This is a genomic window from Pseudomonas sp. 1 R 17, assembly GCF_900067035.1.
In the GTDB taxonomy this organism is placed as follows: domain Bacteria; phylum Pseudomonadota; class Gammaproteobacteria; order Pseudomonadales; family Pseudomonadaceae; genus Aquipseudomonas; species Aquipseudomonas marginalis.
In genome coordinates this window covers 493189-518344 of sequence record NZ_FKLB01000069.1, presented here as the reverse complement: position 1 = coordinate 518344, position 25156 = coordinate 493189, and the positions used below count along the sequence as shown (strand labels likewise).

The following is a 25156-nucleotide window of genomic DNA, read 5'->3' as shown; positions in this document are numbered from 1 at the left end:
AAGAGCAAAAGTGTGTGATGAAGGTGTCCGGCGAATCAGCTGTCGAAGGCATTTTGCAGCCAGTTCAGATCAACCTGACCAGACGGTGTGCTTTCCATGGCAACCACATCGAAACGGCAGGGGGCGTCGGCCCAGCGATGCTCTTCTTGCAGGAAAAACTGCGCAGCGAGTATCAGCTTCTGACGCTTGCGCCCGTCGATACTGGCGAGCGCGCCACCCCATTGTGCGTGTTTTCTGTAGCGGACTTCGACGAATACTACTGTATCGCCGTCAAGCATGACCAGATCAAGCTCGCCGCGTTTACACAACCAGTTCTGCGCCAGCAGGCGCAGACCCTGTTGTTGCAAGTGTTTCAATGCTTGAAGTTCGGCATCCTTGCCGCTTTGTGCAGTAGACCGCTCCGGCATCAGCGCGGGGTGTCCGGCAGGCGCTGGATCTCGCCACCAACGAACTTCGCCCATGGCATCTGGCGATCGACGCGCTGGTTGGTGCTGATGCCCAGGTTGCCCGAGAGGCCGTCAATGCGTGTATCCGGCAGTGCCTTCAACTGGCCCAGGCGCGGGGCCAGGCGGTAGGCGTCGACGCCCATCGCATACAGGCGGCCAAGGCTGCCATTGGCTTGCGGCCATTGTGCGGCAACCTGGTTACGCAGCGGGTCGGTGGTGTTGAGCAGCCAAGGGGTTTCGCAGAACATCACGTTGGTCATGTCCAGGTATTGGTTCTTGTCACCGCTGGCGCTGAACACGTGGGACGTGGCGTACACCGGCACATCACCGGCGTACTGGAAGTTCAGGGTCGGCTTGATCTGCTGGGCCAATTGCGGGGTAACGGCCAGGAAGATGAACTCGATGTCCTGGCGACGTGACGGCTGTGCCGCTACGTCTGTGCCCACTGTGCTTTGCAGGCTCTTGGCGCGGCCTTCGCTTTTACGCAGTTGGAACAGGTCGGCGATTTGCTGGGCAAGGGCGACCGGCTGGTCGACATACTCGACACCGACAACCGTGCCACCGTTGGCTTCCCAATCCTGGCGGAAGGCCCTGTAGACACGCTCGCCCCATTCGCCACGCGGCACCATGGCAGCGGCGCGATGCAGGCCGTCGGCACGCGCGCGGCGCGACACTTCGCGGGCTTCGTCTTCAGCGGCGAGGCCGAACTGGAACAGTTGCGGCGGGCTCTGGTCGGTCTCGCTGTAGTTCAGCGCGAGGGTGGTGATCGGTAGCTGAGGGCGCGTGCTGAGCTGCTTGACCAATGGCTTCTCCAGCGGACCAACTACCAATTGCACGCCGGCAGCCTGGGCCTTGGCATAGAAGTCGTCGATGGAGGCCAGGCGCGAGCTGTCATAGAACTCGATGACCGGTGGCTTCTGCCCGGCTTGTTCAGCCTGGTAGTGCGCCGCCATGAAACCTTCGCGCAGGGCCTTGCCGACGGAGGCCAGCGGGCCTTCCTGGGGCAGCAGCAGGGCGATCTTGTTCAAGGGCTGGCTGGCCAGCTCCTTGAGCTTGGTCAGCGGGGTTGGCAGTTGCACGGCGGCCGGGTGGCCCGGGTTCTGTGCGCGCCAGGTGTCTATGGCGGCCTGCTGTTGCTCAAGCGTACCGGCGCCCTTGACCGCTTGGGCCAGGGTAATCCAGCCGTCCAGGGTCGGGTTGCCGCTGGCTTGCAGTTGTTCCGCAGGCAGTGCGGCAATCAAGGTCCAGATGGCTTCGTGATTGCTTTTGGCGGCATCGCCGCTGAGCAGTGGCGCCATGGCGACGCGCTCGCGGGCAGCGGCCAGGGTCTGGCCATCGGCTTCATAAGCGCGGGCGTGCACGGTGCCAGTGCGAATCTGCTGTTCGGTCGGCAGCTCCTTCAGGCTTTGCAGGCTCGGATGGTTCAAGGCGGTCAACGCGGCCTTGGGCTGGTTGCGCGTCATGGCCAATTCGGCAGCCAGGGTGCTGGCAAAGACTTGCGCGGCTGGCTTGAGGACATCCAGGGACACTTGCGCAAGAATCTGCGACGAGCGGCCAGGGTTGTTCTGGCGGTAGGCCATGTCTGCCGCACTCAGGCGCAGCAACGCGGCCTTTTCTGGCGTCTTGGCGGTGGTGGCCTGTTCGAGCAGTTGCTCGATACTGGCGTCCGGGGTCCGTGGAAGGTCGCCAAGGCTGGACGAGGGCGAGCTGGCGCAAGCGGCCAGTAAGGCAGCGAGGCAGAGGGCGGAGAGCAGCCGCAGGCAAGCGATCATGTAAGTGTTCCTGATACCGATCAAATTAGCGTGGAATTGTACCCAAGCACTGGCCCAGGCGCGATGTTACTGGCGTGAAACCGTCGATTTAGGTCGTGCAAGTGGTGCGATCAGCCATGCACGGCTGAAAAGCCATCGGCCGTGATGGCATATTTTCAAGGCGCCTACGCGCTACAATATGGCTTTTGCCAACCATCGAGGTGTGCGCTTTGACTGCTCCAGGTCCTTTGAATTCCACGGCAGGCTCGCTTTTTGTCGTGGCGACGCCCATTGGCAATCTGGACGACATCAGTGCCCGGGCGCTGAAAGTGTTGCGCGAGGTTAAATTGATTGCGGCGGAAGACACTCGACACTCCCAGCGTTTGATGCAGCATTTTGGTATCAGCACGCCATTGGCGGCTTGTCACGAGCATAACGAGCGCGAAGAAGGCAGTCGCTTTATCGTGCGGTTGTTGGCGGGCGACGATGTGGCGCTGATCTCGGACGCGGGTACGCCGCTGATCTCCGACCCTGGGTACCATCTGGTCCGCCAGGCGCGTGCCGCAGGTATCAATGTAGTGCCTGTTCCTGGAGCGTGCGCGCTGATCGCTGCATTGTCGGCGGCAGGCCTGCCGTCGGACCGTTTTATTTTCGAAGGTTTCCTGCCGGCCAAGGCCGTGGGGCGTCGTGCGCGTCTACAGGCATTGAAAGAGGAGCCGCGCACGCTGATCTTCTACGAAGCGCCTCATCGTATTCTTGAATGCCTGCAGGATATGGAGCTGGTGTTCGGCGGCGAGCGCCTGGCCCTGCTGGCCCGTGAGCTGACCAAAACCTTCGAAACCCTCAAGGGCCTGCCGCTGGAAGCGCTGCGCGCGTTCGTCGAGGGCGACAGTAATCAGCAGCGCGGCGAGTGTGTGGTGTTGGTGGCGGGCTGGACCGCGCCGGAAAATGAAGAGGCCGTCGGCAGCGAGGCCATGCGTATCCTCGACCTGCTGCTCAAGGAGATGCCCCTCAAGCGCGCTGCGGCGTTGGCGGCGGAAATCACCGGGGTACGCAAGAATGTGTTGTATCAAGTCGCGCTGGATAAACAGAAAGCCGAATAGTTCCGGGGGTAAACCGGTATTCCGTCCGAACGTGATGGCAATGCTGCACTTTTAATACTTGTCCTGAGGCCGTCGTGCCGTTAACCTGCGCGGCGGAGAGTCGATTGGACAGTCGCTGCCCTCTATGAAAATTAGGGGGGGGAGGAAAGTCCGGGCTCCATAGGGCGAAGTGCCAGGTAATGCCTGGGAGGCGTGAGCCTACGGAAAGTGCCACAGAAAATAACCGCCTAAGCACTTCGGTGCCGGTAAGGGTGAAAAGGTGCGGTAAGAGCGCACCGCACGACTGGCAACAGTTCGTGGCTAGGTAAACCCCACTTGGAGCAAGACCAAATAGGGTCCCAAGGCGTGGCCCGCGCTGGGACCGGGTAGGTTGCTAAAGATGTCCAGTGATGGCCATCGTAGACGAATGACTGTTCAAGACAGAACCCGGCTTACAGATCGACTCTCCACCTTTTTCCTTTTGCCCGAGTCTCGGGCAAAAAACCGGTAGTAACGCAAGAATCCCTCCCTGCCAAATCATTGGCAGATGCATCTTCGTAATACCAAAAAAATCTTACTCTTAACAAATTACTTTAACTTTGATCTGTAGCTCTTTGAGCTATTTGTGCTTGTCGAGCCAAAAACACCGCCGAACTCTGGTTTCTCCTCCTTTTACGCTCCTAAATCTCCGATCTGTAAGGCTTTTCCTTGAATCCGCGCCTTGACGGTGTGGTGGGCGCATTCCTATAGTGTGCGCAAGTGGCGGAAAGTGGCACAAAGTGGGTTTTTTGAACGTAAAACGCTAAAATTTGGAGAAACGCATCTGTGTTTCGCGGAGCTAACGCTATCAGTCTCGATGCAAAAGGCCGTCTCGCCATGCCGAGCCGGTATCGTGACGAGCTGATTTCGCGAAGTTCCGGACAGTTGATCATCACAATCGATGCCGTTGACCCTTGTTTATGTGTTTACCCCCTCGATGAGTGGGAGTTGATTGAGACCAAGTTGCGCGCCTTGCCTTCATTGCGTGAAGAAAACCGCCGTCTGCAGCGTTTGCTGATTGGTAATGCCGTCGACCTCGAGCTCGATGGCAGCGGTCGTTTCCTGGTGCCCCCGCGTTTGCGCGAGTACGCCAAGCTGGATAAGCGCGCAATGCTGGTCGGCCAACTGAACAAGTTCCAATTGTGGGACGAAGATGCCTGGGATGCTGTTTCTGCAGCTGACCTGGCTGCTATTCAACAACCGGGCGCCATGCCTGATGAACTGCGTGATTTGATCCTGTGACTATTGATAGCGGCTTTAACCACATCACCGTACTGCTTGACGAAGCCGTTGAGGCTCTCGCCGTACGCGCGGATGGCTGCTATCTGGACGGTACCTTTGGCAGGGGCGGGCATAGCCGGTTGATCCTCAGCCAGCTCGGGCCCGACGGCAAGCTCCTCGGGTTCGACAAAGACCCCCAAGCGATTGCCACCGGGCAAGCGCTAGCGGCCGAAGACGGCCGCTTTGTCGTTGTGCAGCGCAGCTTTGCCGAGCTCGGTGCCGAAGTCGCCGAGCGCGGCATGGCGGGCAAGGTGGCCGGGGTTTTGCTCGACCTGGGCGTGTCTTCGCCGCAGCTCGATGACCCGGAGCGCGGCTTCAGCTTCATGAACGACGGCCCCCTCGACATGCGCATGGACCCTACCCGTGGTGTCAGTGCCGCGCAGTTCATTGCCACTGCGCCGGTGGAAGAAATCGCCCGTGTGTTCAAGGAATACGGTGAAGAGCGCTTCGCCGGCCGCATGGCCCGTGCCGTGGTGGAGCGTCGCGAAATCCAGCCGTTCGAGCGCACCGCCGACCTGGCCGAAGTGCTGAAAGTCGCCAACCCCGCGTGGGAAAAGGGCAAGAACCCGGCGACCCGCGCGTTCCAGGGCCTGCGTATCCACGTCAACAACGAATTGGGCGACCTGGAGGCTGGCCTCGAGGCTGCCCTCGAGGCGCTGGAAGTAGGCGGTCGCCTGGTGGTGATCAGTTTCCACTCCCTGGAAGACCGCATCGTCAAGCTGTTCATGCGCCGCCTGGTCAAGGGCGAGTCCGACAACCTGCCGCGCAACCTGCCGGTACGTTTCGAAGCCTTTGTGCCGAAAATCAAAATCCATGGCAAAGCGCAGTTCGCTTCCGAAGCCGAACTCAAGGCCAACCCACGTTCCCGTAGCGCCGTCATGCGCGTCGCGGAGAAGCTGCGGTGAGCAAGCTTTTCGCCAAGCCCCTCCCGGGCGGCAGCTTCTTTATGTTGCTGCTGTTTGTCGGCGTGCTGGTGTCCGCAATTGCGGTGTCCTACAGCGCCCATTACAACCGCCAACTGCTCAATACCCTCTATGGGGAATTGAGCGTGCGTGACAAGGCGCAGGCGGAGTGGGGGCGGTTGATCCTCGAGCAAAGCACCTGGACGGCCCATAGCCGTATCGAAGTGCTGGCCACCGAACAGCTGAAAATGCACATCCCGGGCGCGGCCGAAGTGCGCATGGTGGCGCCATGATGAAGCTTGAAGGCGCACTCTACCCATGGCGCTTCCGCCTGATGCTCGGCTTGCTGGCATTGATGGTGGGTGCGATTGCCTGGCGGATCATCGACCTGCAAGTGGTCGACCGTGACTTCCTGATCGGCCAGGGCGATGCCCGTAGCCTGCGTCATATCCAGATCCCTGCGCACCGTGGCCTGATCACTGACCGTAACGGCGAGCCGTTGGCGGTGAGTACGCCGGTGACCACCCTGTGGGCCAACGCCAAGGAATTGCAGGTTGCCAAGGACAAGTGGCCGCAACTGGCTGCCGCCCTGGGCCAGGATCCGAAAGCCTTGGCTGAGCGCCTCGAGGCCCAGGCAAATAAAGAATTTATCTACCTCGTTCGCGGCCTTACCCCCGAACAAGGCCAGCAGGTGCTCGACCTTAAAGTCCCTGGTGTCTACGGCATCGAGGAGTTCCGTCGTTTCTACCCTGCCGGTGAAACCACTGCCCATATGGTCGGCTTTACCGACATTGATGATCATGGTCGTGAAGGTGTGGAACTCGCCTACGATGAATGGCTGGCCGGGGTACCGGGAAAACGACAGGTCATCAAGGATCGGCGCGGCAGGTTGATCAAGGATGTCCAAGTCACTAAAAACGCCAAGGCCGGAAAGCCCTTGGCGTTGTCGATTGACCTGCGCCTGCAATATTTGGCCAACCGTGAGCTGCGTAACGCGATCATCGAGAACGGTGCCAAGGCCGGCAGCCTGGTGATCATGGACGTGAAGACCGGCGAGATCCTCGCCATGGTCAACCAACCGACCTACAACCCGAACAACCGACGCAACCTGCAACCGGCGATGATGCGTAACCGCGCGATGATCGACGTGTTCGAGCCGGGCTCGACCATGAAAGCCATCTCCATGAGTGCCGCCCTGGAAACCGGACGCTGGAAACCCAGCGACAAGGTCGAGGTGTATCCGGGTACGTTGCAACTGGGCAAATACACCATTCGTGACGTGTCCCGTACTGAAGGCCCGGTGCTGGATTTGACAGGTATCCTGATCAACTCCAGTAACGTGGGCATGAGTAAGGTCGCCTTCGATATCGGTGGTGAAACCATCTACCACCTGGCGCAGAAGATCGGCCTGGGGCAACCCACCGGCCTGGATTTCCCGGGTGAGCGCGTCGGCAACCTGCCCAACTACCGCGACTGGAAAAAAGCCGAGACCGCCACGCTTTCCTACGGCTACGGCCTGTCGGTGACCGCCATCCAGCTGGCCCATGCCTTCTCCGTGCTGGCCAATAACGGACGCATGGTGCCGTTGAGCCTGATCCACGTCGATGAAGCGCCGAAAGCCACCCAGGTGATCCCGGAAAACGTCGCCAAGACCATGCAGGGCATGCTGCAACAAGTGATCGAAGCACCGCGCGGCGTATTCCGTGCCCAGGTGCCGGCGTATCACGTGGCGGGCAAGTCCGGTACCGCGCGTAAGACGTCGGTGGGCACCAAGGGCTACGCCGAAAACTCCTACCGCTCGCTGTTCGCCGGCTTCGGCCCGATGAGCGATCCGCGCTACGCCATCGTCGTTGTGATCGATGAGCCGAGCAAGGCCGGTTACTTCGGTGGCCTGGTATCGGCACCGGTGTTCAGCAAAGTAATGTCCGGCACCCTGCGCCTGATGAACATCACCCCGGATAACCTGCCGCCGACCCAACAAGCGAATGCCGGACCACCGGCCGCTGCAGTAAAAGCCAATGGAGGGCGCGGCTGATGTCTCTTAGCCTGAACAAGATTTTTGCCCACGCCGGCCGCGATCTGCTGATTCGCGAGTTGACCCTGGACAGCCGTAACGTGCGCGCTGGCGACCTGTTCCTGGCGGTGCCGGGCGGCAAGTACGATGGCCGTGCGCACATCGCCGACGCGCTGCAGCGCGGCGCGGCTGCCGTGGCCTATGAAGTCGAAGGCGCCACGGTGCTGCCGATCACCGACGTGCCGCTGATCCCGGTCAAGGGACTGGCCAAGCAACTGTCCGATATTGCCGGGCGTTTTTACGGCGATCCGAGCCGCCACCTCAATCTGGTGGGCGTCACGGGTACCAACGGCAAGACCAGCGTGACCCAATTGGTCGCCCAGGCCCTTGACCTGCTGGGCCAGCACTGCGGCATTGTCGGCACCCTGGGTACCGGTTTTTATGGCGCGCTGCAAAGCGGCCTGCACACCACGCCGAACCCCATCGCCGTGCAAGCGACCCTGGCCGACCTGAAAAAGGCCGGTGCCAAGGCGATTGCCATGGAAGTGTCGTCCCACGGTCTGGACCAGGGCCGCGTTACCGCCCTGGCCTTTGATGTGGCAGTGATGACCAACCTGTCCCGCGATCACCTGGATTATCACGGCACCATGGAGGCGTACGCCGCCGCCAAGGCCAAGCTGTTTGCCTGGAATGACCTCAAGTGCCGGGTGATCAACCTGGACGACGCTTTTGGTCGCCAACTGGCGGCCCAAGACAGCGAAGCGCGCCTGATCACCTACAGCCTGGAAGACGCCAGCGCGTACCTGTATTGCCGCGAAGCCCAATTCAATGACGAAGGCGTGCGCGCCACGCTGGTCACGCCTCAGGGCGAGCACCACTTGCGCAGCACCCTGCTCGGGCGTTTCAACCTGAGTAATGTACTTGCCGCCATCGGCGCGCTGCTCGGCCTGGATTACGCACTGGACGAGATTCTCAAGGTGCTGCCGAAGCTCGAAGGCCCGGCCGGTCGCATGCAGCGCCTGGGTGGCGGTACGCAGCCGCTGGTGGTGGTTGACTACGCCCATACCCCGGATGCGCTGGAAAAAGTCCTCGAAGCCTTGCGCCCTCACGCCAAGGGCAAGTTGCTCTGCCTGTTCGGCTGTGGCGGTGATCGTGATCGCGGCAAGCGGCCGTTGATGGCCGAGATCGTCGAACGCCTGGCCGATGGTGTGCTCGTCACCGACGACAACCCGCGCAGCGAAGACCCGAGCCGGATTTTCGATGACATTCGCACCGGCTTCAAAGACGCATCCAAGGCCACCTTCGTCGCCGGTCGCGGCGCGGCAATCGCCCAGTTGATCGCCAGCGCCAGCGCTGACGACGTGGTTGTGCTGGCTGGTAAGGGGCACGAGGATTACCAGGAAATCAACGGCGAGCGTCATGCCTTCTCCGATCTGGTCGAGGCCGATCATGCCTTGACCGCCTGGGAGGTCGCCCATGCTTAAGGCGATGACGTTCAGCGAACTGACCCAGGCCTTGTCGGCACGCGTACTGTCGAGCGATTGCAGCTTCAGGGGTGTGAGCATCGACAGCCGTGCGATCCAGCCGGGGCAACTGTTTGTCGCCCTGGCCGGTCCGCGTTTCGACGGTCACGACTACCTGAACGAAGTCGCCGCCAAAGGCGCCGCAGGTGCCTTGGTGCAGCGCGAAGTGGCTGATTCCACCTTGCCGCAACTGCTGGTCGCCGACACCCGCCTGGCCCTCGGCCAATTGGGGGCGCTGAACCGTGCCGCTTTCGATAAGCCCGTTGCCGCCATCACCGGCTCCAGCGGCAAGACCACGGTCAAGGAACTGCTCGCCGGTATCCTGCGTACGCGCGGCCCCGTGCTGGCCACCCGTGGCAACCTGAACAATGATTTCGGCGCTCCGCTGACCCTGCTCGAACTCGCCCCGGAACACACCGCGGCGGTGATCGAACTGGGTGCATCGCGCATCGGCGAAATCGCCTACACCGTGGCGCTGACCAAGCCCCACGTCGCCATTATCAATAACGCCGGTACGGCCCACGTCGGCGAGTTCGGTGGCCCGGAAAAAATCGTCGAGGCCAAGGGTGAAATCCTTGAGGGCCTTGATGCATCGGGCACCGCAGTCTTGAACCTGGACGACAAGGCCTTCGAGACCTGGCGTCTACGCGCCGCCGGTCGCAAGGTCCTGACGTTTGCCGTGCTTAACGCCGCAGCTGATTTCCATGCCTCCGACATCACCGTCGATGCCCGTGGCTGCCCGTCCTTCACGTTGCATACCCCGCAAGGTAGCGAGCACGTGCAACTGAATTTGCTCGGCAACCATAACGTCGCCAATGCCCTGGCTGCTGCGGCTGCGGCTGGCGCCTTGGGCGTGTCGCTGTTCGGTATCGCCACGGGCCTGGGCGCGGTGCAGCCGGTCAAGGGCCGTACCGTGGCGCAGTTGGCGACAAACGGCATGCGCGTGATTGATGACACCTACAATGCCAACCAGTCCTCGGTGTGCGCTGCCATTGATCTGCTCAAAGGCTTTGACGGTCGCAAGGTGCTGGTGCTGGGCGATATCGCCGAACTGGGCGACTGGGCCGAACAGTCCCATCGTGAAGTCGGCGCCTACGCCATCGGCAAGGCCGACGCGCTCTATGCGGTCGGCCCGAACATGGCCCATGCCGTGGCTGCCTTCGGCCCCGGTGCGCGCCATTTCGCCACCCAGGCCGAGTTGATCCAGGCACTGGGCGTGGCAGAACAAGACAAACACACAACCATTTTGATCAAGGGATCGCGCAGCGCGGTGATGGAAAACGTCGTCGCGGCCTTGTGTGGCTCAAGTACGGAGAAACATTAATGCTGCTGCTGCTGGCTGAGTATCTGCAACAGTTCCACAAAGGCTTCGCGGTCTTTCAGTACCTGACCCTGCGCGGGATCCTGGGTGTGCTGACCGCGCTGTCTTTGTCGCTGTTTTTAGGGCCGTGGATGATCCGCACCCTGCAGAACCTGCAAATTGGTCAATCGGTTCGTAATGACGGCCCGCAGTCGCACCTGTCCAAGTCCGGCACCCCGACCATGGGCGGTGCGCTGATCCTGTCGTCCATCGGTATCAGCACCTTGCTGTGGGCCGACCTGCACAACCGCTACGTATGGGTGGTGCTGCTGGTGACCTTGCTGTTCGGCGCCATCGGCTGGGTCGATGACTACCGCAAGGTGATCGAGAAAAACTCCAAGGGGCTGCCAAGCCGCTGGAAGTATTTCTGGCAGTCGGTGTTCGGCCTTGCCGCCGCGATCTTCCTCTACACCACGGCGCCAAGCGCAGTGGAAACCACCTTGATCATCCCGATGCTCAAGGACGCCAGCATCCCGTTGGGCATCGGCTTCGTGGTGCTGACCTACTTCGTGATCGTCGGCTCCAGCAACGCGGTGAACCTGACCGACGGCCTCGACGGCCTGGCGATCATGCCGACGGTGATGGTAGGCGGCGCGCTGGGTATCTTCTGCTACCTGTCGGGTAACGTGAAATTCGCTGAATACCTGCTGATCCCCTACGTACCGGGCGCGGGTGAGCTGATCGTGTTCTGCGGCGCCTTGATCGGTGCCGGCCTGGGGTTCCTGTGGTTCAACACCTACCCCGCACAAGTCTTCATGGGCGACGTCGGCGCACTGGCGCTGGGCGCGGCCCTGGGCACCATCGCGGTGATCGTTCGCCAGGAAATCGTGTTGTTCATCATGGGCGGCGTGTTCGTGATGGAAACCCTGTCGGTGGTCATCCAGGTGGCGTCCTTCAAGTTGACCGGGCGCCGCGTGTTCCGCATGGCGCCGATTCACCACCACTTTGAACTCAAGGGCTGGCCTGAGCCGCGTGTGATTGTCCGTTTCTGGATCATCACCGTGATTCTGGTCCTGGTCGGCCTTGCCACCCTGAAACTGAGGTAGAAACGAGTGTCCCTGATCGCTTCAGACCACTTCCGCATCGTTGTCGGCCTCGGCAAGAGCGGCATGTCCCTGGTTCGCTTCCTGGCGAACCGGGGCACGTCGTTTGCCGTGGCCGATACGCGGGAAAATCCACCGGAGCTGGTCACGCTGCGCCGTGACTACCCGCACGTGGAAGTGCGTTGTGGCGAGCTGGATGTTGAGTTTCTGTGCCGCGCCGATGAGCTCTACGTGAGCCCCGGCCTGGCCCTGGCGACACCGGCCCTGCAAGCCGCAGCGGCCCGTGGCGTGAAGCTGTCCGGCGACATCGACCTGTTTGCACGCAATGCGAAGGCGCCGATCGTGGCCATCAGCGGTTCCAACGCGAAAAGCACCGTGACCACCCTGGTCGGCGAGATGGCGATGGCGGCCGGCAAGCGCGTGGCCGTGGGCGGTAACCTCGGCACGCCGGCGCTGGACCTGCTCAGCGACGACGTCGAGCTGTACGTGATGGAACTGTCGAGCTTCCAGCTGGAAACCACCCACGACCTGGGTGCTGAAGTGGCCACCGTGTTGAACGTCAGCGAAGACCACATGGACCGTTACAGCGGCCTGCCGGCGTACCACCTGGCCAAGCACCGGATCTTCCGCGGCGCCAAGCAATTTGTGGTCAATCGCCAGGATGCGCTGAGCCGTCCGCTGATGGGCGAGGGCATGCCGTGCTGGACCTTCGGCCTGGGCAAACCCGACTTCAAGGCCTTCGGCATTCGTGAAGAGAACGGCGAGAAGTACCTGGCCTTCGAATTCCAGAACCTGATGCCGGTGCGCGAGCTGAAAATCCGTGGCGCCCATAACCAATCCAACGCCTTGGCCGCATTGGCGTTGGGGCACGCCGTGGGCTTGCCGTTCGACGCCATGCTGTCGAGCCTGCGCACCTTCGGCGGCCTTGAGCATCGCTGTCAGTGGGTTCGCGACCTGGACGGCGTCAGCTATTACAACGACTCCAAGGCCACCAACGTGGGGGCCGCATTGGCCGCCATCGAAGGCCTGGGCGCCGATATCGAAGGCAAACTGGTGCTGATCGCCGGTGGCGACGGCAAGGGTGCCGATTTCAAGGACCTCAAGGCACCGGTGGCTGCCCATTGCCGCGCCGTGGTGTTGATGGGCCGCGACGCCGATTTGATCGCCGCCGCGCTGGGCGATGCCGTGCCACAGGTGCGCGCCACCTCCCTGGACGACGCCATTACCCAATGCAAAGCCCTGGCCCAGCCAGGCGATGCGGTGCTGCTGTCGCCGGCGTGCGCCAGTTTCGACATGTTCAAGAACTACGAAGAGCGCGGCCAGTTGTTCGCCCGCACCGTGGAGGGCTTGGCATGAGCATTGACTTCAGAAACATCATCAAGCCGTACCCGTCGCCGATCATTACCGGGCGCGGCATCGACCTTGATTTCCCGATGCTCGCCGGTTGCCTCGCGCTGCTGGGCCTGGGCCTGGTGATGATCACCTCGGCTTCTTCCGAAGTGGCCGCCGTGCAATCGGGCAATACCCTGTACATGATGATCCGTCACCTGGTCTACCTGATCATCGGCCTGGGCGCGTGCATCGTCACCATGATGATTCCCATCGCTACCTGGCAGCGCCTGGGCTGGCTGATGCTGATCGGCGCGTTCGGCTTGCTGATCATGGTGATCCTGCCCGGCATTGGCCGCGAGGTGAACGGCTCGATGCGCTGGATTGGCTTCGGTGCGTTCAACGTGCAGCCGTCGGAAATCGCCAAGGTGTTCGTGGTGATCTACCTGGCCGGTTACCTGGTGCGTCGCCAGAAGGAAGTGCGCGAAAGCTGGATGGGCTTCTTCAAGCCATTCATCGTGCTGCTGCCCATGGCCGGCCTGTTGCTGATGGAGCCTGACTTCGGCGCCACCGTGGTGATGATGGGCGCGGCGGCGGCGATGCTGTTCCTCGGCGGCGTGGGCTTGTTCCGCTTCAGCTTGATGGTGGTGCTGGCAGTGGCTGCGGTGACCATCCTGGTACAGGCGCAACCGTACCGGATGGCGCGTTTGATCACCTTTACCGACCCCTGGTCCGACCAGTTCGGTTCCGGCTACCAATTGACCCAGGCCTTGATCGCCTTCGGTCGCGGCGAATGGTTGGGCGTGGGCCTGGGCAACAGCGTGCAGAAGCAGTTCTACCTGCCGGAAGCGCACACCGACTTCGTGTTCTCCGTACTCGCCGAAGAACTCGGCGTGGTCGGCTCGCTGTGCACCGTCGCGCTGTTCGTGTTCGTGTGTGTACGCGGCATGTACATCGGCCTGTGGGCCGAGAAGGCCAAACAGTATTTCGCCGCCTATGTGGCCTACGGCTTGTCGTTCCTGTGGATCGGCCAGTTCCTGATCAACATCGGGGTGAACGTCGGCCTGCTGCCGACCAAGGGCCTGACCTTGCCGTTCCTCAGTTACGGCGGCAGTTCGTTGGTGATCTGCTGCGCCTGTCTTGGCTTGTTGCTGCGTATCGAGTGGGAGAGTCGAACCCACCTGGGCAGCGAAGAGATGGAGTTCAGCGAAAGCGACTTCGCCGAGGAGCCGACCCATGGGCGCTAACGTGCTGATCATGGCCGGCGGCACCGGGGGCCATGTGTTCCCGGCCCTGGCGTGCGCCCGGGAATTCCAGAACCGTGGCTACACCGTGCACTGGCTGGGTACACCGCGCGGCATCGAAAACGAGTTGGTGCCGAATGCGGGCTTGCCGTTGCACCTGATCAACGTCACGGGCCTGCGCGGCAAGGGCAAGTTGTCCCTGCTCAAGGCACCGTTCGTGTTGCTCAAGGCGGTGTGGCAGGCGCGCAAGGTCATCCGTGAATTGCAGCCGGTGTGTGTGCTCGGCTTCGGTGGTTATGTGACCGGCCCCGGTGGCGTCGCCGCCAGGCTTGCCGGCGTGCCGGTGATCGTGCACGAGCAGAACGCCGTGGCCGGTACCGCCAACCGTCTGCTGGTGCCGTTGGCTGCACGGGTGTGCGAGGCGTTCCCCAACACCTTCAGTGTGTCGGATAAGCGCCGTACCACCGGCAACCCGGTGCGCACCGAGCTGTTTATGGATATCGCCCGCGAAGCACTCGCAGGGCGCAAGGCGCACCTGCTGATCCTGGGCGGAAGCCTGGGGGCCGAGCCGCTGAATAAATTGCTGCCGGAAGCCGTGGCGCAACTCCCTGTGGAATTGCGCCCGGAGATCTTCCACCAGGCCGGCAAGAACCACGATGAAGTCACCGCCACGCGTTATCGCGACGCCGGTGTGGCGGCCAATGTGCAGCCCTTTATCAAAGACATGGCCCATGCCTATGGCTGGGCCGACCTGGTGGTCTGTCGCGCGGGTGCGTTGACCGTCAGTGAACTGGCTGCTGCCGGTCTGCCGTCCTTGCTGGTGCCCTTGCCCCACGCCATCGACGATCACCAGACCCGCAACGCCGAATATTTGGCCGGGGAGGGCGCTGCCTTCCTGCTGCCGCAAAGAACGACTGGCGCCGCCGATTTGGCCGCACGCCTGACCGAGGTTTTGATGCAACCGGAACGACTCAACAACATGGCGAGCACCGCAAGCCGCCTGGCCAAACCTGACGCAACCCGCACCGTGGTCGATATCTGCCTGGAGGTGGCCCATGGTTGAGAATCAGAAAGCCATGCCACAACCGGAAATGCGCCGCATCCGTCGCATCCACTTCGTCGGTATCGGCGGCGTGGGCATGTGCGGCATCGCCGAAGTGTTGCTGAACCTGGGCTACCAGGTGTCCGGCTCGGATTTGAAAGAGTCGCCGGTCACCGAGCGCCTGAAGTCGTTTGGCGCGCAGATCTTTATCGGTCACCGCGCCGAGAACGCTGCCGAGGCTGACGTGCTGGTGGTGTCCAGCGCCGTGAACACCTCCAACCCGGAAGTGGCCACTGCTCTTGAGCGCCGCATTCCCGTGGTGCCACGCGCCGAGATGCTCGCCGAGCTGATGCGCTATCGCCACGGCATCGCCGTCGCCGGTACCCATGGCAAGACCACCACCACCAGCCTGATCGCCTCGGTGTTCGCCGCCGGTGGCCTGGACCCGACCTTCGTCATCGGTGGCCGCCTTAATGCAGCCGGTACCAATGCCCAGCTTGGTACCAGCCGCTACCTGATCGCCGAAGCCGATGAAAGCGACGCCAGTTTCCTGCACCTGCAACCGCTGGTCGCTGTGGTCACCAACATCGACGAAGATCACATGGCCACCTACGACGGTGACTTCAACAAGTTGAAAAAAACCTTCGTCGAGTTCCTGCACAACCTGCCGTTCTACGGTCTGGCCGTGCTCTGCCTGGACGACCCGGTGGTGCGTGAAATCCTGCCCCAGGTCAAGCGTCCGACCGTGACCTACGGCTTCAGCGAAGACGCCGACGTGCGCGCGATCAATGTGCGCCAGGAAGGCATGCAGACCTACTTCACCGTGCTGCGTCCCGACCGCGAGCCGCTGGATGTGTCGGTGAACATGCCGGGCAACCACAACGTATTGAATTCCCTGGCGACCATCTGCATCGCCTCCGACGAGGGCGTCAGCGATGAAGCCATCGTCGAGGGCCTGTCGCGCTTTGCCGGTGTCGGCCGACGCTTCCAGGTCTACGGCCAACTGCCGGTGGAAGGCGGTGACGTGATGCTGGTGGATGACTATGGTCACCACCCGACCGAAGTTGCCGCGGTGATCAAGGCCGTGCGCGGTGGCTGGCCGGAGCGTCGCCTGGTGATGGTCTACCAGCCGCACCGCTACAGCCGCACCCGCGATTTGTACGACGATTTCGTCAATGTGCTGGCCGATGCCAACGTGCTGCTGTTGATGGAGGTCTACCCGGCCGGTGAAGAACCGATCCCGGGCGCCGACAGCCGCAAGCTGTGCAACAGCATCCGCCAGCGCGGCCAGTTGGACCCTATCTACATCGAGCGCGGTGTGGACCTGGCGCCGATCGTCAAGCCGCTGCTGCGTGCCGGCGATATCCTGCTGTGCCAGGGCGCCGGTGATATCGGCGGCCTTGCGCCTAAGTTGCTGGCGAGCCCGCTGTTTGCGGCCGCCAAGAAGGGGGCGTCGAAATGACCGCTGACTACGGCTCCCTGTTCTCCACCATCACGCCAGCCGACTTCGGCCGCGTGGCCGTGCTGTTCGGCGGCAAGAGCGCCGAGCGCGAAGTGTCGCTCAAGTCCGGCAACGCCGTGCTCGAAGCGCTGCAAAGTGCCGGCGTGAATGCGTTCGGGATCGACGTGGGCGATGACTTCCTCGCCCGCCTGCAGGCCGAGAAGATCGACCGTGCCTTCATCATCCTGCACGGCCGTGGCGGTGAAGACGGCAGCATGCAGGGCCTGTTGGAGTGTGCCGGTATCCCTTACACCGGCAGCGGCATCCTCGCTTCGGCACTGGCCATGGACAAGTTGCGCACCAAGCAGGTGTGGCACAGCCTGGGTATTCCCACCCCGCGTCACAGCGTTCTGTGCAGCGAAGACGATTGTATTTCTGCAGCCAAGGAACTGGGCCTGCCTTTGATCGTCAAACCTGCCCATGAAGGCTCCAGTATCGGCATGGCTAAAGTGAACTCGGCCGCCGAATTGATCGACGCATGGAAAGCGGCAAGTACCTACGATTCGCAAGTGTTGGTGGAACAGTGGATCCAGGGTCCCGAGTACACCATCGCCACCCTGCGTGGCCAGGTATTGCCGCCCATCGCATTGGGCACGCCCCACACCTTTTACGACTACGACGCCAAGTACCTGGCCTCCGATACCCAGTACCGGATCCCGTGCGGCCTTGACGCAACCAAAGAACAGGAATTGATGGACCTCACGGCGAAAGCCTGTGAGGCGTTGGGTATTGCCGGTTGGGCACGGGCAGACGTGATGCAGGATGACCAAGGGAATTTCTGGTTCCTGGAAGTCAACACCGCACCGGGCATGACCGACCACAGCCTGGTACCGATGGCCGCTCGCGCAGCCGGCCTGGATTTCCAGCAATTGGTGCTGGCGATTCTGGCCGCTAGCATCGAGCCAAGAGGCTAAGGACATGAAAGGCGCATCGCTTCGTCATCAGCCCCCACAAGCACCGAGCCGCAAGCCGGTGCCACGGGGTGCCAGTCGAATGGTGGCTAAAGAGCCGATGTCGGCGCGCCTGCCGAAAGCCAACTTTGGTTTCCTCAAGGCGCTGTTCTGGCCGGTGATGCTGGTGGTGCTGGGCTTCGGCACTTACGAGGGCGCGCAGCGTCTATTGCCCTATGCCGACCGGCCGATCACCAAGATCAGCGTACAGGGCGATTTGAGCTACATCAGCCAGCAAGCGGTGCAGCAGCGTATCGGCCCGTTCCTGGCGGCGAGCTTCTTCACCATTGACCTGGCGGGTATGCGCCGGGAGCTGGAACAGATGCCGTGGATCGCCCACGCCGAAGTCCGCCGCGTCTGGCCGGACCAGGTGACGATCCGCCTGGAAGAACAGCTCCCCGTGGCCCGTTGGGGCGATGAGGCGCTGTTGAACAACCAGGGCCAGGCGTTCACCCCGCGTGAGCTGGCCAATTACGAGCACCTGCCGCAGCTGTTCGGGCCGCAGCGGGCGCAGCAGCAAGTGATGCAGCAGTACCAGGCCTTGAGCCAGATGCTGCGGCCAATGGGCTTCTCCATTGCACGCCTGGAATTGCGTGAACGGGGTAGCTGGTTTTTGACGACCGGGGCAGGCAGTTCCGGCCCGGGCATCCAGTTGTTGCTGGGACGCGACCGCTTGGTGGAAAAGATGCGCCGCTTCATCGCCATCTATGACAAGACCTTGAAAGAACAGATTACGAACATTGCGAGCGTCGACCTGCGTTACGCCAACGGCCTTGCCGTCGGCTGGCGTGAACCGGCTGCGCCCACGGCAGCGCAACCCGCTGTCGCGAAGAATTAAGAAGAGGCAGGACCCATGGCAAACGTGCAAAGCGGCAAAATGATCGTCGGTCTCGATATCGGCACCTCCAAGGTGGTGGCGCTGGTGGGCGAGGTCGGGGAAGACGGCACGATCGAAATCGTCGGTATTGGCACGCATCCGTCCCGTGGCCTGAAGAAGGGCGTGGTGGTCAACATCGAGTCCACCGTGCAATCGATCCAGCGCGCCATCGAAGAAGCGCAGCTGATGGCCGGTTGCCGGATTCACTCGGCGTTCGTCGGCGTGGCGGGCAACCATATCCGCAGCCTGAACTCCCACGGCATCGTGGCGATTCGCGACCGCGAAGTCAGCGCCGCCGACCTTGAGCGCGTCCTCGACGCCGCCCAGGCCGTGGCGATCCCGGCTGACCAGCGCGTGCTGCACACCCTGCCGCAGGACTACGTGATCGATAACCAGGAAGGCGTCCGCGAGCCCCTGGGCATGTCGGGCGTGCGTCTGGAAGCCAAGGTCCACGTGGTGACCTGTGCCGTCAACGCCGCGCAGAACATTGAAAAATGCGTGCGCCGCTGCGGCCTGGAAATCGACGACATCATTCTCGAGCAGCTTGCCTCCGCGTATTCGGTACTGACCGACGACGAAAAAGAACTGGGCGTATGCCTGGTGGACATCGGCGGCGGCACCACCGACATCGCGATCTTCACCGAGGGTGCTATTCGTCACACCGCCGTGATCCCGATTGCCGGCGACCAGGTGACCAACGACATCGCCATGGCGCTGCGTACGCCGACCCAGTACGCCGAAGAAATCAAGATCCGCTACGCCTGCGCCCTGGCCAAGCTGGCCGGTGCCGGTGAAACCATCAAGGTGCCAAGCGTGGGCGACCGTCCACCGCGTGAGCTGTCGCGCCAGGCCCTGGCCGAAGTGGTCGAGCCGCGCTACGACGAGCTGTTCACCCTGATCCAGGCTGAACTGCGTCGCAGCGGCTACGAAGATTTGATCCCGGCCGGCATCGTGCTGACCGGTGGCACCTCGAAGATGGAAGGCGCGGTCGAACTGGCAGAGGAAATCTTCCACATGCCGGTCCGCCTGGGTGTTCCCCATGGCGTCAAAGGCCTGGGCGACGTGGTGCGCAACCCGATTTATTCCACCGGTGTGGGCTTGCTGTTGTACGGGCTGCAAAAGCAGACCGACGGCATTTCCCTGTCGGGCCCGAGCAACCGTGACAGCTACCGCAGCGACGACGAGGCCAAGGCGCCGTTGTTCGAGCGGCTGCAGGCGTGGGTCAAAGGCAATTTCTAAAGATTTACCGCAACACCGTTTCAAGTAGTAGGCGAAAAAACTAGAGAAAACGAAAGGAGAGGGAACATGTTCGAACTCGTAGACAACATCCCCGCCAGCCCGGTCATCAAAGTGATCGGTGTCGGCGGTGGCGGCGGCAACGCTGTCAACCATATGGTCAAGAGCAACATTGAAGGCGTTGAATTCATCTGCGCCAACACTGACGCCCAGGCGCTGAAAAGCATCGGCGCGCGGACCATCCTGCAATTGGGTACAGCCGTGACCAAGGGCCTCGGCGCCGGCGCCAATCCGGAAGTCGGCCGTCAAGCCGCCCTGGAAGACCGCGAGCGTATTGCCGAAGTGCTGCAGGGCACCAACATGGTGTTCATCACCACGGGCATGGGTGGCGGTACCGGTACCGGTGCAGCGCCGATCATTGCCGAAGTGGCCAAGGAAATGGGGATTCTGACGGTTGCGGTCGTGACCCGTCCGTTCCCGTTCGAAGGCCGCAAGCGCATGCAGATCGCCGACGAAGGTATCCGTCTGCTGTCTGAAAGCGTCGACTCGTTGATCACCATTCCCAACGAGAAGCTGCTGACCATCCTGGGCAAGGACGCGAGCCTGCTGTCCGCATTCGCCAAGGCTGACGATGTACTGGCCGGGGCCGTTCGCGGTATCTCCGACATCATCAAGCGCCCGGGCATGATCAACGTCGACTTTGCCGACGTCCGTACTGTCATGAGCGAAATGGGCATGGCGATGATGGGCACTGGCTGCGCCAGCGGTCCGAACCGTGCACGCGAAGCCACTGAAGCGGCCATCCGCAACCCGTTGCTGGAAGACGTGAACCTGCAAGGCGCACGCGGCATCCTGGTGAATATCACCGCCGGTCCTGACCTGTCCCTGGGTGAGTACTCCGACGTGGGTAGCATCATCGAAGCCTTCGCTTCCGAGCACGCCATGGTCAAGGTCGGTACCGTTATCGACCCGGACATGCGCGACGAGCTGCACGTGACCGTGGTTGCCACCGGCCTGGGCGCGAAAATCGAGAAGCCTGTGAAGGTCATCGACAACACCCTGCATAACAGCCAGGCCAGCCACGCGAGCCAAGCGGCTGCCGCTCCAGCGCCTTCGCGCCAGGAACTGCCGTCGGTGAACTACCGTGACCTGGATCGTCCGACCGTGATGCGCAACCAGGCTCAGGCCGGTGCTGCGGCGTCCCGTAGCCCGAATCCGCAAGATGATCTGGACTACCTGGACATCCCGGCATTCCTGCGTCGTCAGGCCGATTAATGGAATGTATCAGGGCTATGAAGGTGATTGGTGTTCAGCAAAGGTCTGGTCTGCTATTATCGCCAGCCTTTGTTGATACCAGTTCGCAATTTGCGCTGAAGCGGTCCAAGCCATGATTAAACAACGCACCCTGAAGAATATTATTCGTGCCACAGGTGTAGGTCTGCACTCCGGGGAGAAGGTATACCTGACCCTCAAGCCTGCACCTGTCGACACCGGCATCGTGTTTGTGCGTGCCGACCTGGACCCTGTGGTGCAGATTCCTGCTCGCGCGGAAAATGTTGGCGAAACCACGATGTCGACCACGTTGGTCAACGGTGACGTCAAAGTGGACACGGTGGAGCACTTGCTCTCGGCCATGGCCGGTTTGGGCATCGATAACGCCTACGTCGAGCTCTCCGCGTCCGAAGTCCCGATCATGGATGGCAGCGCTGGACCCTTCGTATTCTTGATTCAATCTGCCGGCCTGGAAGAACAGGACGCAGCCAAGAAGTTCATACGCATTCTGCGGGAAGTGACAGTAGAAGACGGCGACAAGCGCGCCACCTTCGTCCCGTTCGAAGGCTTTAAAGTGAGCTTTGAGATCGATTTCGATCACCCGGTATTCCGTGACCGCACCCAGAGTGCAAGCGTGGATTTTTCCAGCACTTCGTTCGTAAAAGAAGTCAGCCGCGCCCGTACCTTTGGTTTCATGAGTGACATCGAGTACCTGCGCAAGCACAACCTCGCACTCGGCGGCAGCGTTGAAAACGCCATTGTGGTCGACGCGGATGGTGTACTGAACGAAGACGGCCTTCGCTATGAAGACGAATTCGTGAAGCACAAGATCCTCGATGCAATCGGTGACCTCTACCTGCTGGGCAATAGCCTGATAGGCGAGTTCAAAGGCTTCAAGTCGGGCCACGCCCTTAACAACCAGCTGCTGCGCAAGTTGATTGAGCAGACAGACGCTTGGGAAGTCGTGACCTTCGAAGATGCCAGCACCGCACCGATCTCTTACATGCGTCCCGTTGCGGCGGTGTAAGTAACAACTCTCTTTCTTTAGTTTTTAAAGGCTGCCTTCGGGTGGCCTTTTTTTATGTGTCTGTGACGCGCCTCCCTCGTTCCCATGCGCAGCGTGGGGGCGATCATCACCCCTCACTGGCATCCACAATCCGATTGCGCCCCGTGTGCTTGGCCTCATACAACGCGCGGTCCGCACTGAGCAGCAAGGCCTCCAGGGACATCCGGCTGCGCTTGTCCCGGGTGCTCATGCCGATGCTCGCCGTGATCGGCTGCTCATCCCCCGCCACCCGCGGCAAATGTTCGATGCTGCTGCGGATATGCTCGGCGATGACCCACGCGCCCTTGGCGTCCGTATTGGGCAGCACCACCGCGAACTCCTCGCCGCCGTAACGCGCTGCGAGGTCGGCAGGGCGGCGGATATTGGCGCTGATAACCTGGGCCACCGTGCGCAGTGCTGCATCGCCACCATGATGGCCGTGGCGGTCGTTGAAGGCCTTGAAGTGGTCCACGTCGATCATCAGCACGGTCAGTGGTTCGAGCGAACGTTGCGCGCGGTCCCATTCAAGGCGCAGGCGTTCGTCGAGGATGCGGCGGTTGGCCAGGCCGGTCAGGGCGTCGGTGGCTGCCAGTTCTGACAGTACGCGCTCTGCGCGATAACGGCGGCGCAGTTCCCGGCGCAGCATCCAGGTCAGCCATAACAAGCCGATACACAGGATGCCCGTGGCGCCACTGGTCAGCAGTGCGGCGCGCTTCCAGGGGGCGAATACATCTTCACTGGACAGGGCTACTACCACGATCAGCGGCAGGTCTCCGACATTGGTGAAGGTGTACAGGCGCTCCTTGCCGCTGATGGCAGAGATGGCCTGGAAGCTGCCACTGCCTTCGCGCAGCATGCGCTTGAAGTTAGGACGTTCGCTCAGGTCCTTGTCGATCATGTCGCGCTCCAGCAGCGGTTGCTGGGCGAGCAAAATGCCTCGGTTGCTCAGCAGGTTGACGCTGCTGCCGTTGCCGATGGTGAGCGTACTGAAAAGCTGATCGAAGTACGCCAGGCGCATGGTTGCAACGGCAACGCCGGCAAATTCACCATTGGGGCCTGATACGCGCCGACTGAACGCCATGCGCCAGACCTGGTCGCAATCGCAGTGGATCTTGAACGGTCGGCTGATATACAAGCCGGCCTGGGCGTCCTTGGTATGCACCTGGAAGTAATCGCGATTGGCAAAATTGCGCGGGGTGGGCTGCAGGGTGGAAGAATCGGCGATCACCGCACCATTGGCGTCCAATAACAGCACTTCACCCTTGAAAGGTGCGGCAGTGGACAAGTCAAACTGCACCAGGTGCTGGATATTCGCCGCAACCTGGGCCAGGTCTTCGCGTTGTTTGGCGGCAATCAACCCTTTGAGTGCCAGGTCGTAGAGCTCGACGTTCCGTAGCACGTCGGCGTTGATCAACTGCGCAATATTGGTGGTTGAGCGCGTAGCGGCCTGCAGGGTGCTGGCGTGTTCGCGGATCAGCAACGCTGCGACGATGACCACGATCAAGACAACAGTGATACCGCTGCCCAAAACCATTAACAGTTCTGGGCGTGCGGGCAGGATACGGACATGGCGTTGGCTCATCGGGCAGACTTCAGCGATGTGGATGCTGGCAGTTTAGTTCTACCCGATGAAAATTAAATACTCGGTTAAAAAGAAAGATCTACGCGTTAGAACACGTTGATCGGGTAGTCGACGATCACCCGGTATTCATCCACATCCCGGTCTACCGCCGAGTAGCCATGACTGCCGCGATTGGTCGCCCATTGCAGGCGCACGGCCAAATCCTTGGCCTTGCCACCCTGCACCACATACTTCAAATCGATATCCCGTTCCCAGTGCTTGGCGTCCTTGCCGTCAGCGCTGTACCAGGCACTGTAGCCACGGCTTTGCGGGTCGACTTTGGTCAGATCGGTCTTACCGCTGATGTAGGACACCGCCGAGGTAAGGCCAGGCATGCCGAGGCCGGCGAAGTCGTAGGCGTACTTGAGCTTCCATGAGCGCTCATTGGGACCGTTGAAGTCCGAGTATTGCTGGGAGTTGTCCAGGTACACGCTGTCGCCTTGGCTGATGTAGTCGAACGGCGTGTTGCCGTTGACCCGCTGGTAGGCGGCGGTGACGCTGTGGTGACCCACGCCGACGGTGAAGTGCAGGCTGTAGGTGTTGTTGTCGATATCCCCGAGCAGCGACTGGCCGGTGTCCTGGGTGTGGTAGTAGTGCAGGCCCGGGTTGAGGCTGACCAGGTCGTTCAGCGCGTAGGTGTAGTCCAGGTCGTAGTAGTACTGGTGCCACACGTCCTTGAGTTCGGAAGCGTACAGGTTGCTGGTCACTCCCGGGATGCCGCTGAACGACACGCCCGCCCAATTCATGTGCTGGCTGTCAGCGTTGCTCGGCAATGCGCCATAGCTGGTGCCGATGCGTCGGTGGCCGCTCTGGTTGTAGAGCTTGGTGAAGCTGGCCTGGCCGCCTTCGAGCATCCAGCCGTCGAAACTGTGGTTGCTCAGGCTCACGCCACGGAAAGTCTGCGGCAGCATGCGCGTCATGCCGCCGGCGATCACCGGGTTGTTGAGGAACAGGTCGCCGGCCTTCAACTCGGTATCGAAGGCGCGCATCTTCAAGGTGCCCCCTGCGGTGGAAAACGAACCGGGCGCTTTGCCGCTGCCGTCAGTGCTGCCGTAGGGAAGGATGCTGGAACCGTCGGTGCCGCCACCGCCGTCGAGCTTGAGGCCGAGCATGGCGTGGGCGTCCAGGCCGAAGCCGACGGTGCCCTGTGTGTAGCCGGATTCGAAGGTGCCTATAAAACCCTGGCCCCATTCCTTGCTGTCATCGATGTGGATGTCGCGACGGTCGCGGTTCATGTAGTAGTTGCGGGTGTTGATGTTGAGGTGCGAGCCTTCGACGAATCCGTCGGCGGCGGTAGTGTCTGCCGCGTGGGCAAGGGGAACGATCGTTGCTGCAATCGCGAGGAATAACGGGGTGAACGTCAGCGAGTTCTTCACCGGTGGAGCTCCTTTGGTCAATCGAAAACGGCCAGTGTCGTGGGGGTGTGCCTGGCCTTTTTTTAGCGCAAAAAAAAGCCGCTGAAGTCAGCGGCTTTAAGACAGATTCCCAGTGTAGAGCCCTGGAAATAAGTCGAGGGAAATTCGGGTAAGCGGGTAAGCTGCCTTTGCCGTCGCGCTCATCGATGCGTCAAATTAACGCAGGCGAGCGCTGCGATACAG

The 25156-nt window shown here is 61.6% G+C and carries 21 protein-coding genes and 1 other RNA gene; 18 read left to right on the top strand and 4 right to left on the bottom strand.

Annotation, left to right across the window (positions count from 1 at the left end; all coding sequences use genetic code 11):
* Positions 1-35 precede the first annotated feature (35 nt).
* Positions 36-407 (bottom strand): YraN family protein, encoded by a 372-nt coding sequence (locus BFP99_RS31285; protein WP_065924262.1) that lies wholly within the window; start codon positions 405-407, stop codon positions 36-38.
* Positions 407-2218, bottom strand: a complete 1812-nt coding sequence (locus BFP99_RS31280) for a penicillin-binding protein activator (protein ID WP_065949004.1) — start codon at positions 2216-2218, stop codon at positions 407-409. Before BFP99_RS31280 ends, BFP99_RS31285 begins: the two co-directional genes overlap by 1 nt.
* 209 nt (positions 2219-2427) lie before the next feature.
* Here BFP99_RS31280 and rsmI point away from each other — a divergent pair, with 209 nt between their 5' ends.
* From rsmI to lpxC, 18 genes are all read left to right on the top strand, one after another.
* On the top strand, positions 2428-3300 hold the full coding sequence (gene rsmI / locus BFP99_RS31275) for a 16S rRNA (cytidine(1402)-2'-O)-methyltransferase (RefSeq protein ID WP_027604767.1): 873 nt from the start codon (positions 2428-2430) through the stop codon (positions 3298-3300).
* Positions 3301-3396: 96 nt separating this feature from the next.
* Positions 3397-3750: RNase P RNA component class A (gene rnpB, locus BFP99_RS31270), an RNA gene on the top strand.
* A gap of 354 nt (positions 3751-4104) precedes the next feature.
* Entirely contained in the window at positions 4105-4560 is a 456-nt protein-coding gene (gene mraZ / locus BFP99_RS31265; RefSeq protein ID WP_003171868.1) for a division/cell wall cluster transcriptional repressor MraZ, read from the top strand.
* The gene (gene rsmH, locus BFP99_RS31260) at positions 4557-5504 is read left to right on the top strand and encodes a 16S rRNA (cytosine(1402)-N(4))-methyltransferase RsmH (protein ID WP_010213048.1); all 948 of its coding nucleotides are present in this window, start codon (positions 4557-4559) and stop codon (positions 5502-5504) included. The genes mraZ and rsmH overlap by 4 nt, the downstream gene beginning before the upstream one ends.
* Positions 5501-5794, top strand: coding sequence for a cell division protein FtsL (ftsL, locus tag BFP99_RS31255; protein WP_003216203.1), 294 nt, complete (start codon positions 5501-5503; stop codon positions 5792-5794). The genes rsmH and ftsL overlap by 4 nt, the downstream gene beginning before the upstream one ends.
* Entirely contained in the window at positions 5794-7536 is a 1743-nt protein-coding gene (locus BFP99_RS31250; RefSeq protein WP_162844256.1) for a peptidoglycan D,D-transpeptidase FtsI family protein, read from the top strand. Before ftsL ends, BFP99_RS31250 begins: the two co-directional genes overlap by 1 nt.
* The gene (locus tag BFP99_RS31245; protein WP_065949003.1) at positions 7536-8999 is read left to right on the top strand and encodes a UDP-N-acetylmuramoyl-L-alanyl-D-glutamate--2,6-diaminopimelate ligase; all 1464 of its coding nucleotides are present in this window, start codon (positions 7536-7538) and stop codon (positions 8997-8999) included. The genes BFP99_RS31250 and BFP99_RS31245 overlap by 1 nt, the downstream gene beginning before the upstream one ends.
* Positions 8992-10362 (top strand): UDP-N-acetylmuramoyl-tripeptide--D-alanyl-D-alanine ligase, encoded by a 1371-nt coding sequence (gene murF, locus BFP99_RS31240; RefSeq protein ID WP_065924258.1) that lies wholly within the window; start codon positions 8992-8994, stop codon positions 10360-10362. The genes BFP99_RS31245 and murF overlap by 8 nt, the downstream gene beginning before the upstream one ends.
* Positions 10362-11444: a phospho-N-acetylmuramoyl-pentapeptide-transferase gene (gene mraY / locus BFP99_RS31235; RefSeq protein WP_003171875.1), complete on the top strand. Its 1083-nt coding sequence runs from the start codon at positions 10362-10364 to the stop codon at positions 11442-11444. Before murF ends, mraY begins: the two co-directional genes overlap by 1 nt.
* A 6-nt stretch (positions 11445-11450) precedes the next feature.
* The gene (murD, locus tag BFP99_RS31230) at positions 11451-12797 is read left to right on the top strand and encodes a UDP-N-acetylmuramoyl-L-alanine--D-glutamate ligase (protein ID WP_065924257.1); all 1347 of its coding nucleotides are present in this window, start codon (positions 11451-11453) and stop codon (positions 12795-12797) included.
* Positions 12794-14017, top strand: coding sequence for a putative lipid II flippase FtsW (gene ftsW, locus BFP99_RS31225; RefSeq protein ID WP_065924256.1), 1224 nt, complete (start codon positions 12794-12796; stop codon positions 14015-14017). Before murD ends, ftsW begins: the two co-directional genes overlap by 4 nt.
* Positions 14007-15077, top strand: a complete 1071-nt coding sequence (gene murG, locus BFP99_RS31220) for an undecaprenyldiphospho-muramoylpentapeptide beta-N-acetylglucosaminyltransferase (RefSeq protein ID WP_065949002.1) — start codon at positions 14007-14009, stop codon at positions 15075-15077. The genes ftsW and murG overlap by 11 nt, the downstream gene beginning before the upstream one ends.
* A complete protein-coding gene (murC, locus tag BFP99_RS31215) occupies positions 15070-16518 on the top strand; it encodes a UDP-N-acetylmuramate--L-alanine ligase (RefSeq protein ID WP_027604760.1) in 1449 nt (482 codons plus the stop codon). The genes murG and murC overlap by 8 nt, the downstream gene beginning before the upstream one ends.
* Positions 16515-17471, top strand: coding sequence for a D-alanine--D-alanine ligase (locus tag BFP99_RS31210; protein WP_065949001.1), 957 nt, complete (start codon positions 16515-16517; stop codon positions 17469-17471). The genes murC and BFP99_RS31210 overlap by 4 nt, the downstream gene beginning before the upstream one ends.
* 4 nt (positions 17472-17475) lie before the next feature.
* Complete coding sequence (locus BFP99_RS31205; RefSeq protein ID WP_027604758.1) at positions 17476-18345, top strand: cell division protein FtsQ/DivIB; 870 nt, start codon at positions 17476-17478, stop codon at positions 18343-18345.
* Positions 18346-18360: 15 nt separating this feature from the next.
* A complete protein-coding gene (ftsA, locus tag BFP99_RS31200) occupies positions 18361-19623 on the top strand; it encodes a cell division protein FtsA (protein ID WP_027604757.1) in 1263 nt (420 codons plus the stop codon).
* A 66-nt stretch (positions 19624-19689) separates the two neighbouring features.
* Positions 19690-20895 (top strand): cell division protein FtsZ, encoded by a 1206-nt coding sequence (gene ftsZ, locus BFP99_RS31195; protein ID WP_017526184.1) that lies wholly within the window; start codon positions 19690-19692, stop codon positions 20893-20895.
* A 112-nt stretch (positions 20896-21007) separates the two neighbouring features.
* The gene (lpxC, locus tag BFP99_RS31190; RefSeq protein ID WP_003171886.1) at positions 21008-21919 is read left to right on the top strand and encodes a UDP-3-O-acyl-N-acetylglucosamine deacetylase; all 912 of its coding nucleotides are present in this window, start codon (positions 21008-21010) and stop codon (positions 21917-21919) included.
* Positions 21920-22025: 106 nt separating this feature from the next.
* On the opposite strand, the gene BFP99_RS31185 is transcribed toward lpxC, so the two are convergent.
* Positions 22026-23519 carry a sensor domain-containing diguanylate cyclase gene (locus BFP99_RS31185; protein ID WP_065949000.1) on the bottom strand — a complete coding sequence of 498 codons (1494 nt, stop codon included), beginning with the start codon at positions 23517-23519 and terminating at the stop codon, positions 22026-22028.
* Between the two features lie 86 nt (positions 23520-23605).
* Positions 23606-24934, bottom strand: coding sequence for an OprD family porin (locus BFP99_RS31180; RefSeq protein ID WP_065948999.1), 1329 nt, complete (start codon positions 24932-24934; stop codon positions 23606-23608).
* Between the last annotated feature and the right edge of the window lie 222 nt (positions 24935-25156).

Coding starts and splice junctions, on each gene's coding strand:
- BFP99_RS31285 (WP_065924262.1), bottom strand. CDS start 407: ATGCCGGAGCGGTCTACTGCACAAAGCGGCAAGGATGCCGAACTTCAA.
- BFP99_RS31280 (WP_065949004.1), bottom strand. CDS start 2,218: ATGATCGCTTGCCTGCGGCTGCTCTCCGCCCTCTGCCTCGCTGCCTTA.
- BFP99_RS31250 (WP_162844256.1), top strand. CDS start 5,794: ATGAAGCTTGAAGGCGCACTCTACCCATGGCGCTTCCGCCTGATGCTC.
- BFP99_RS31245 (WP_065949003.1), top strand. CDS start 7,536: ATGTCTCTTAGCCTGAACAAGATTTTTGCCCACGCCGGCCGCGATCTG.
- murF (WP_065924258.1), top strand. CDS start 8,992: ATGCTTAAGGCGATGACGTTCAGCGAACTGACCCAGGCCTTGTCGGCA.
- mraY (WP_003171875.1), top strand. CDS start 10,362: ATGCTGCTGCTGCTGGCTGAGTATCTGCAACAGTTCCACAAAGGCTTC.
- ftsW (WP_065924256.1), top strand. CDS start 12,794: ATGAGCATTGACTTCAGAAACATCATCAAGCCGTACCCGTCGCCGATC.
- murG (WP_065949002.1), top strand. CDS start 14,007: ATGGGCGCTAACGTGCTGATCATGGCCGGCGGCACCGGGGGCCATGTG.
- murC (WP_027604760.1), top strand. CDS start 15,070: ATGGTTGAGAATCAGAAAGCCATGCCACAACCGGAAATGCGCCGCATC.
- BFP99_RS31210 (WP_065949001.1), top strand. CDS start 16,515: ATGACCGCTGACTACGGCTCCCTGTTCTCCACCATCACGCCAGCCGAC.
- BFP99_RS31205 (WP_027604758.1), top strand. CDS start 17,476: ATGAAAGGCGCATCGCTTCGTCATCAGCCCCCACAAGCACCGAGCCGC.
- ftsA (WP_027604757.1), top strand. CDS start 18,361: ATGGCAAACGTGCAAAGCGGCAAAATGATCGTCGGTCTCGATATCGGC.
- ftsZ (WP_017526184.1), top strand. CDS start 19,690: ATGTTCGAACTCGTAGACAACATCCCCGCCAGCCCGGTCATCAAAGTG.
- lpxC (WP_003171886.1), top strand. CDS start 21,008: ATGATTAAACAACGCACCCTGAAGAATATTATTCGTGCCACAGGTGTA.
- BFP99_RS31185 (WP_065949000.1), bottom strand. CDS start 23,519: ATGAGCCAACGCCATGTCCGTATCCTGCCCGCACGCCCAGAACTGTTA.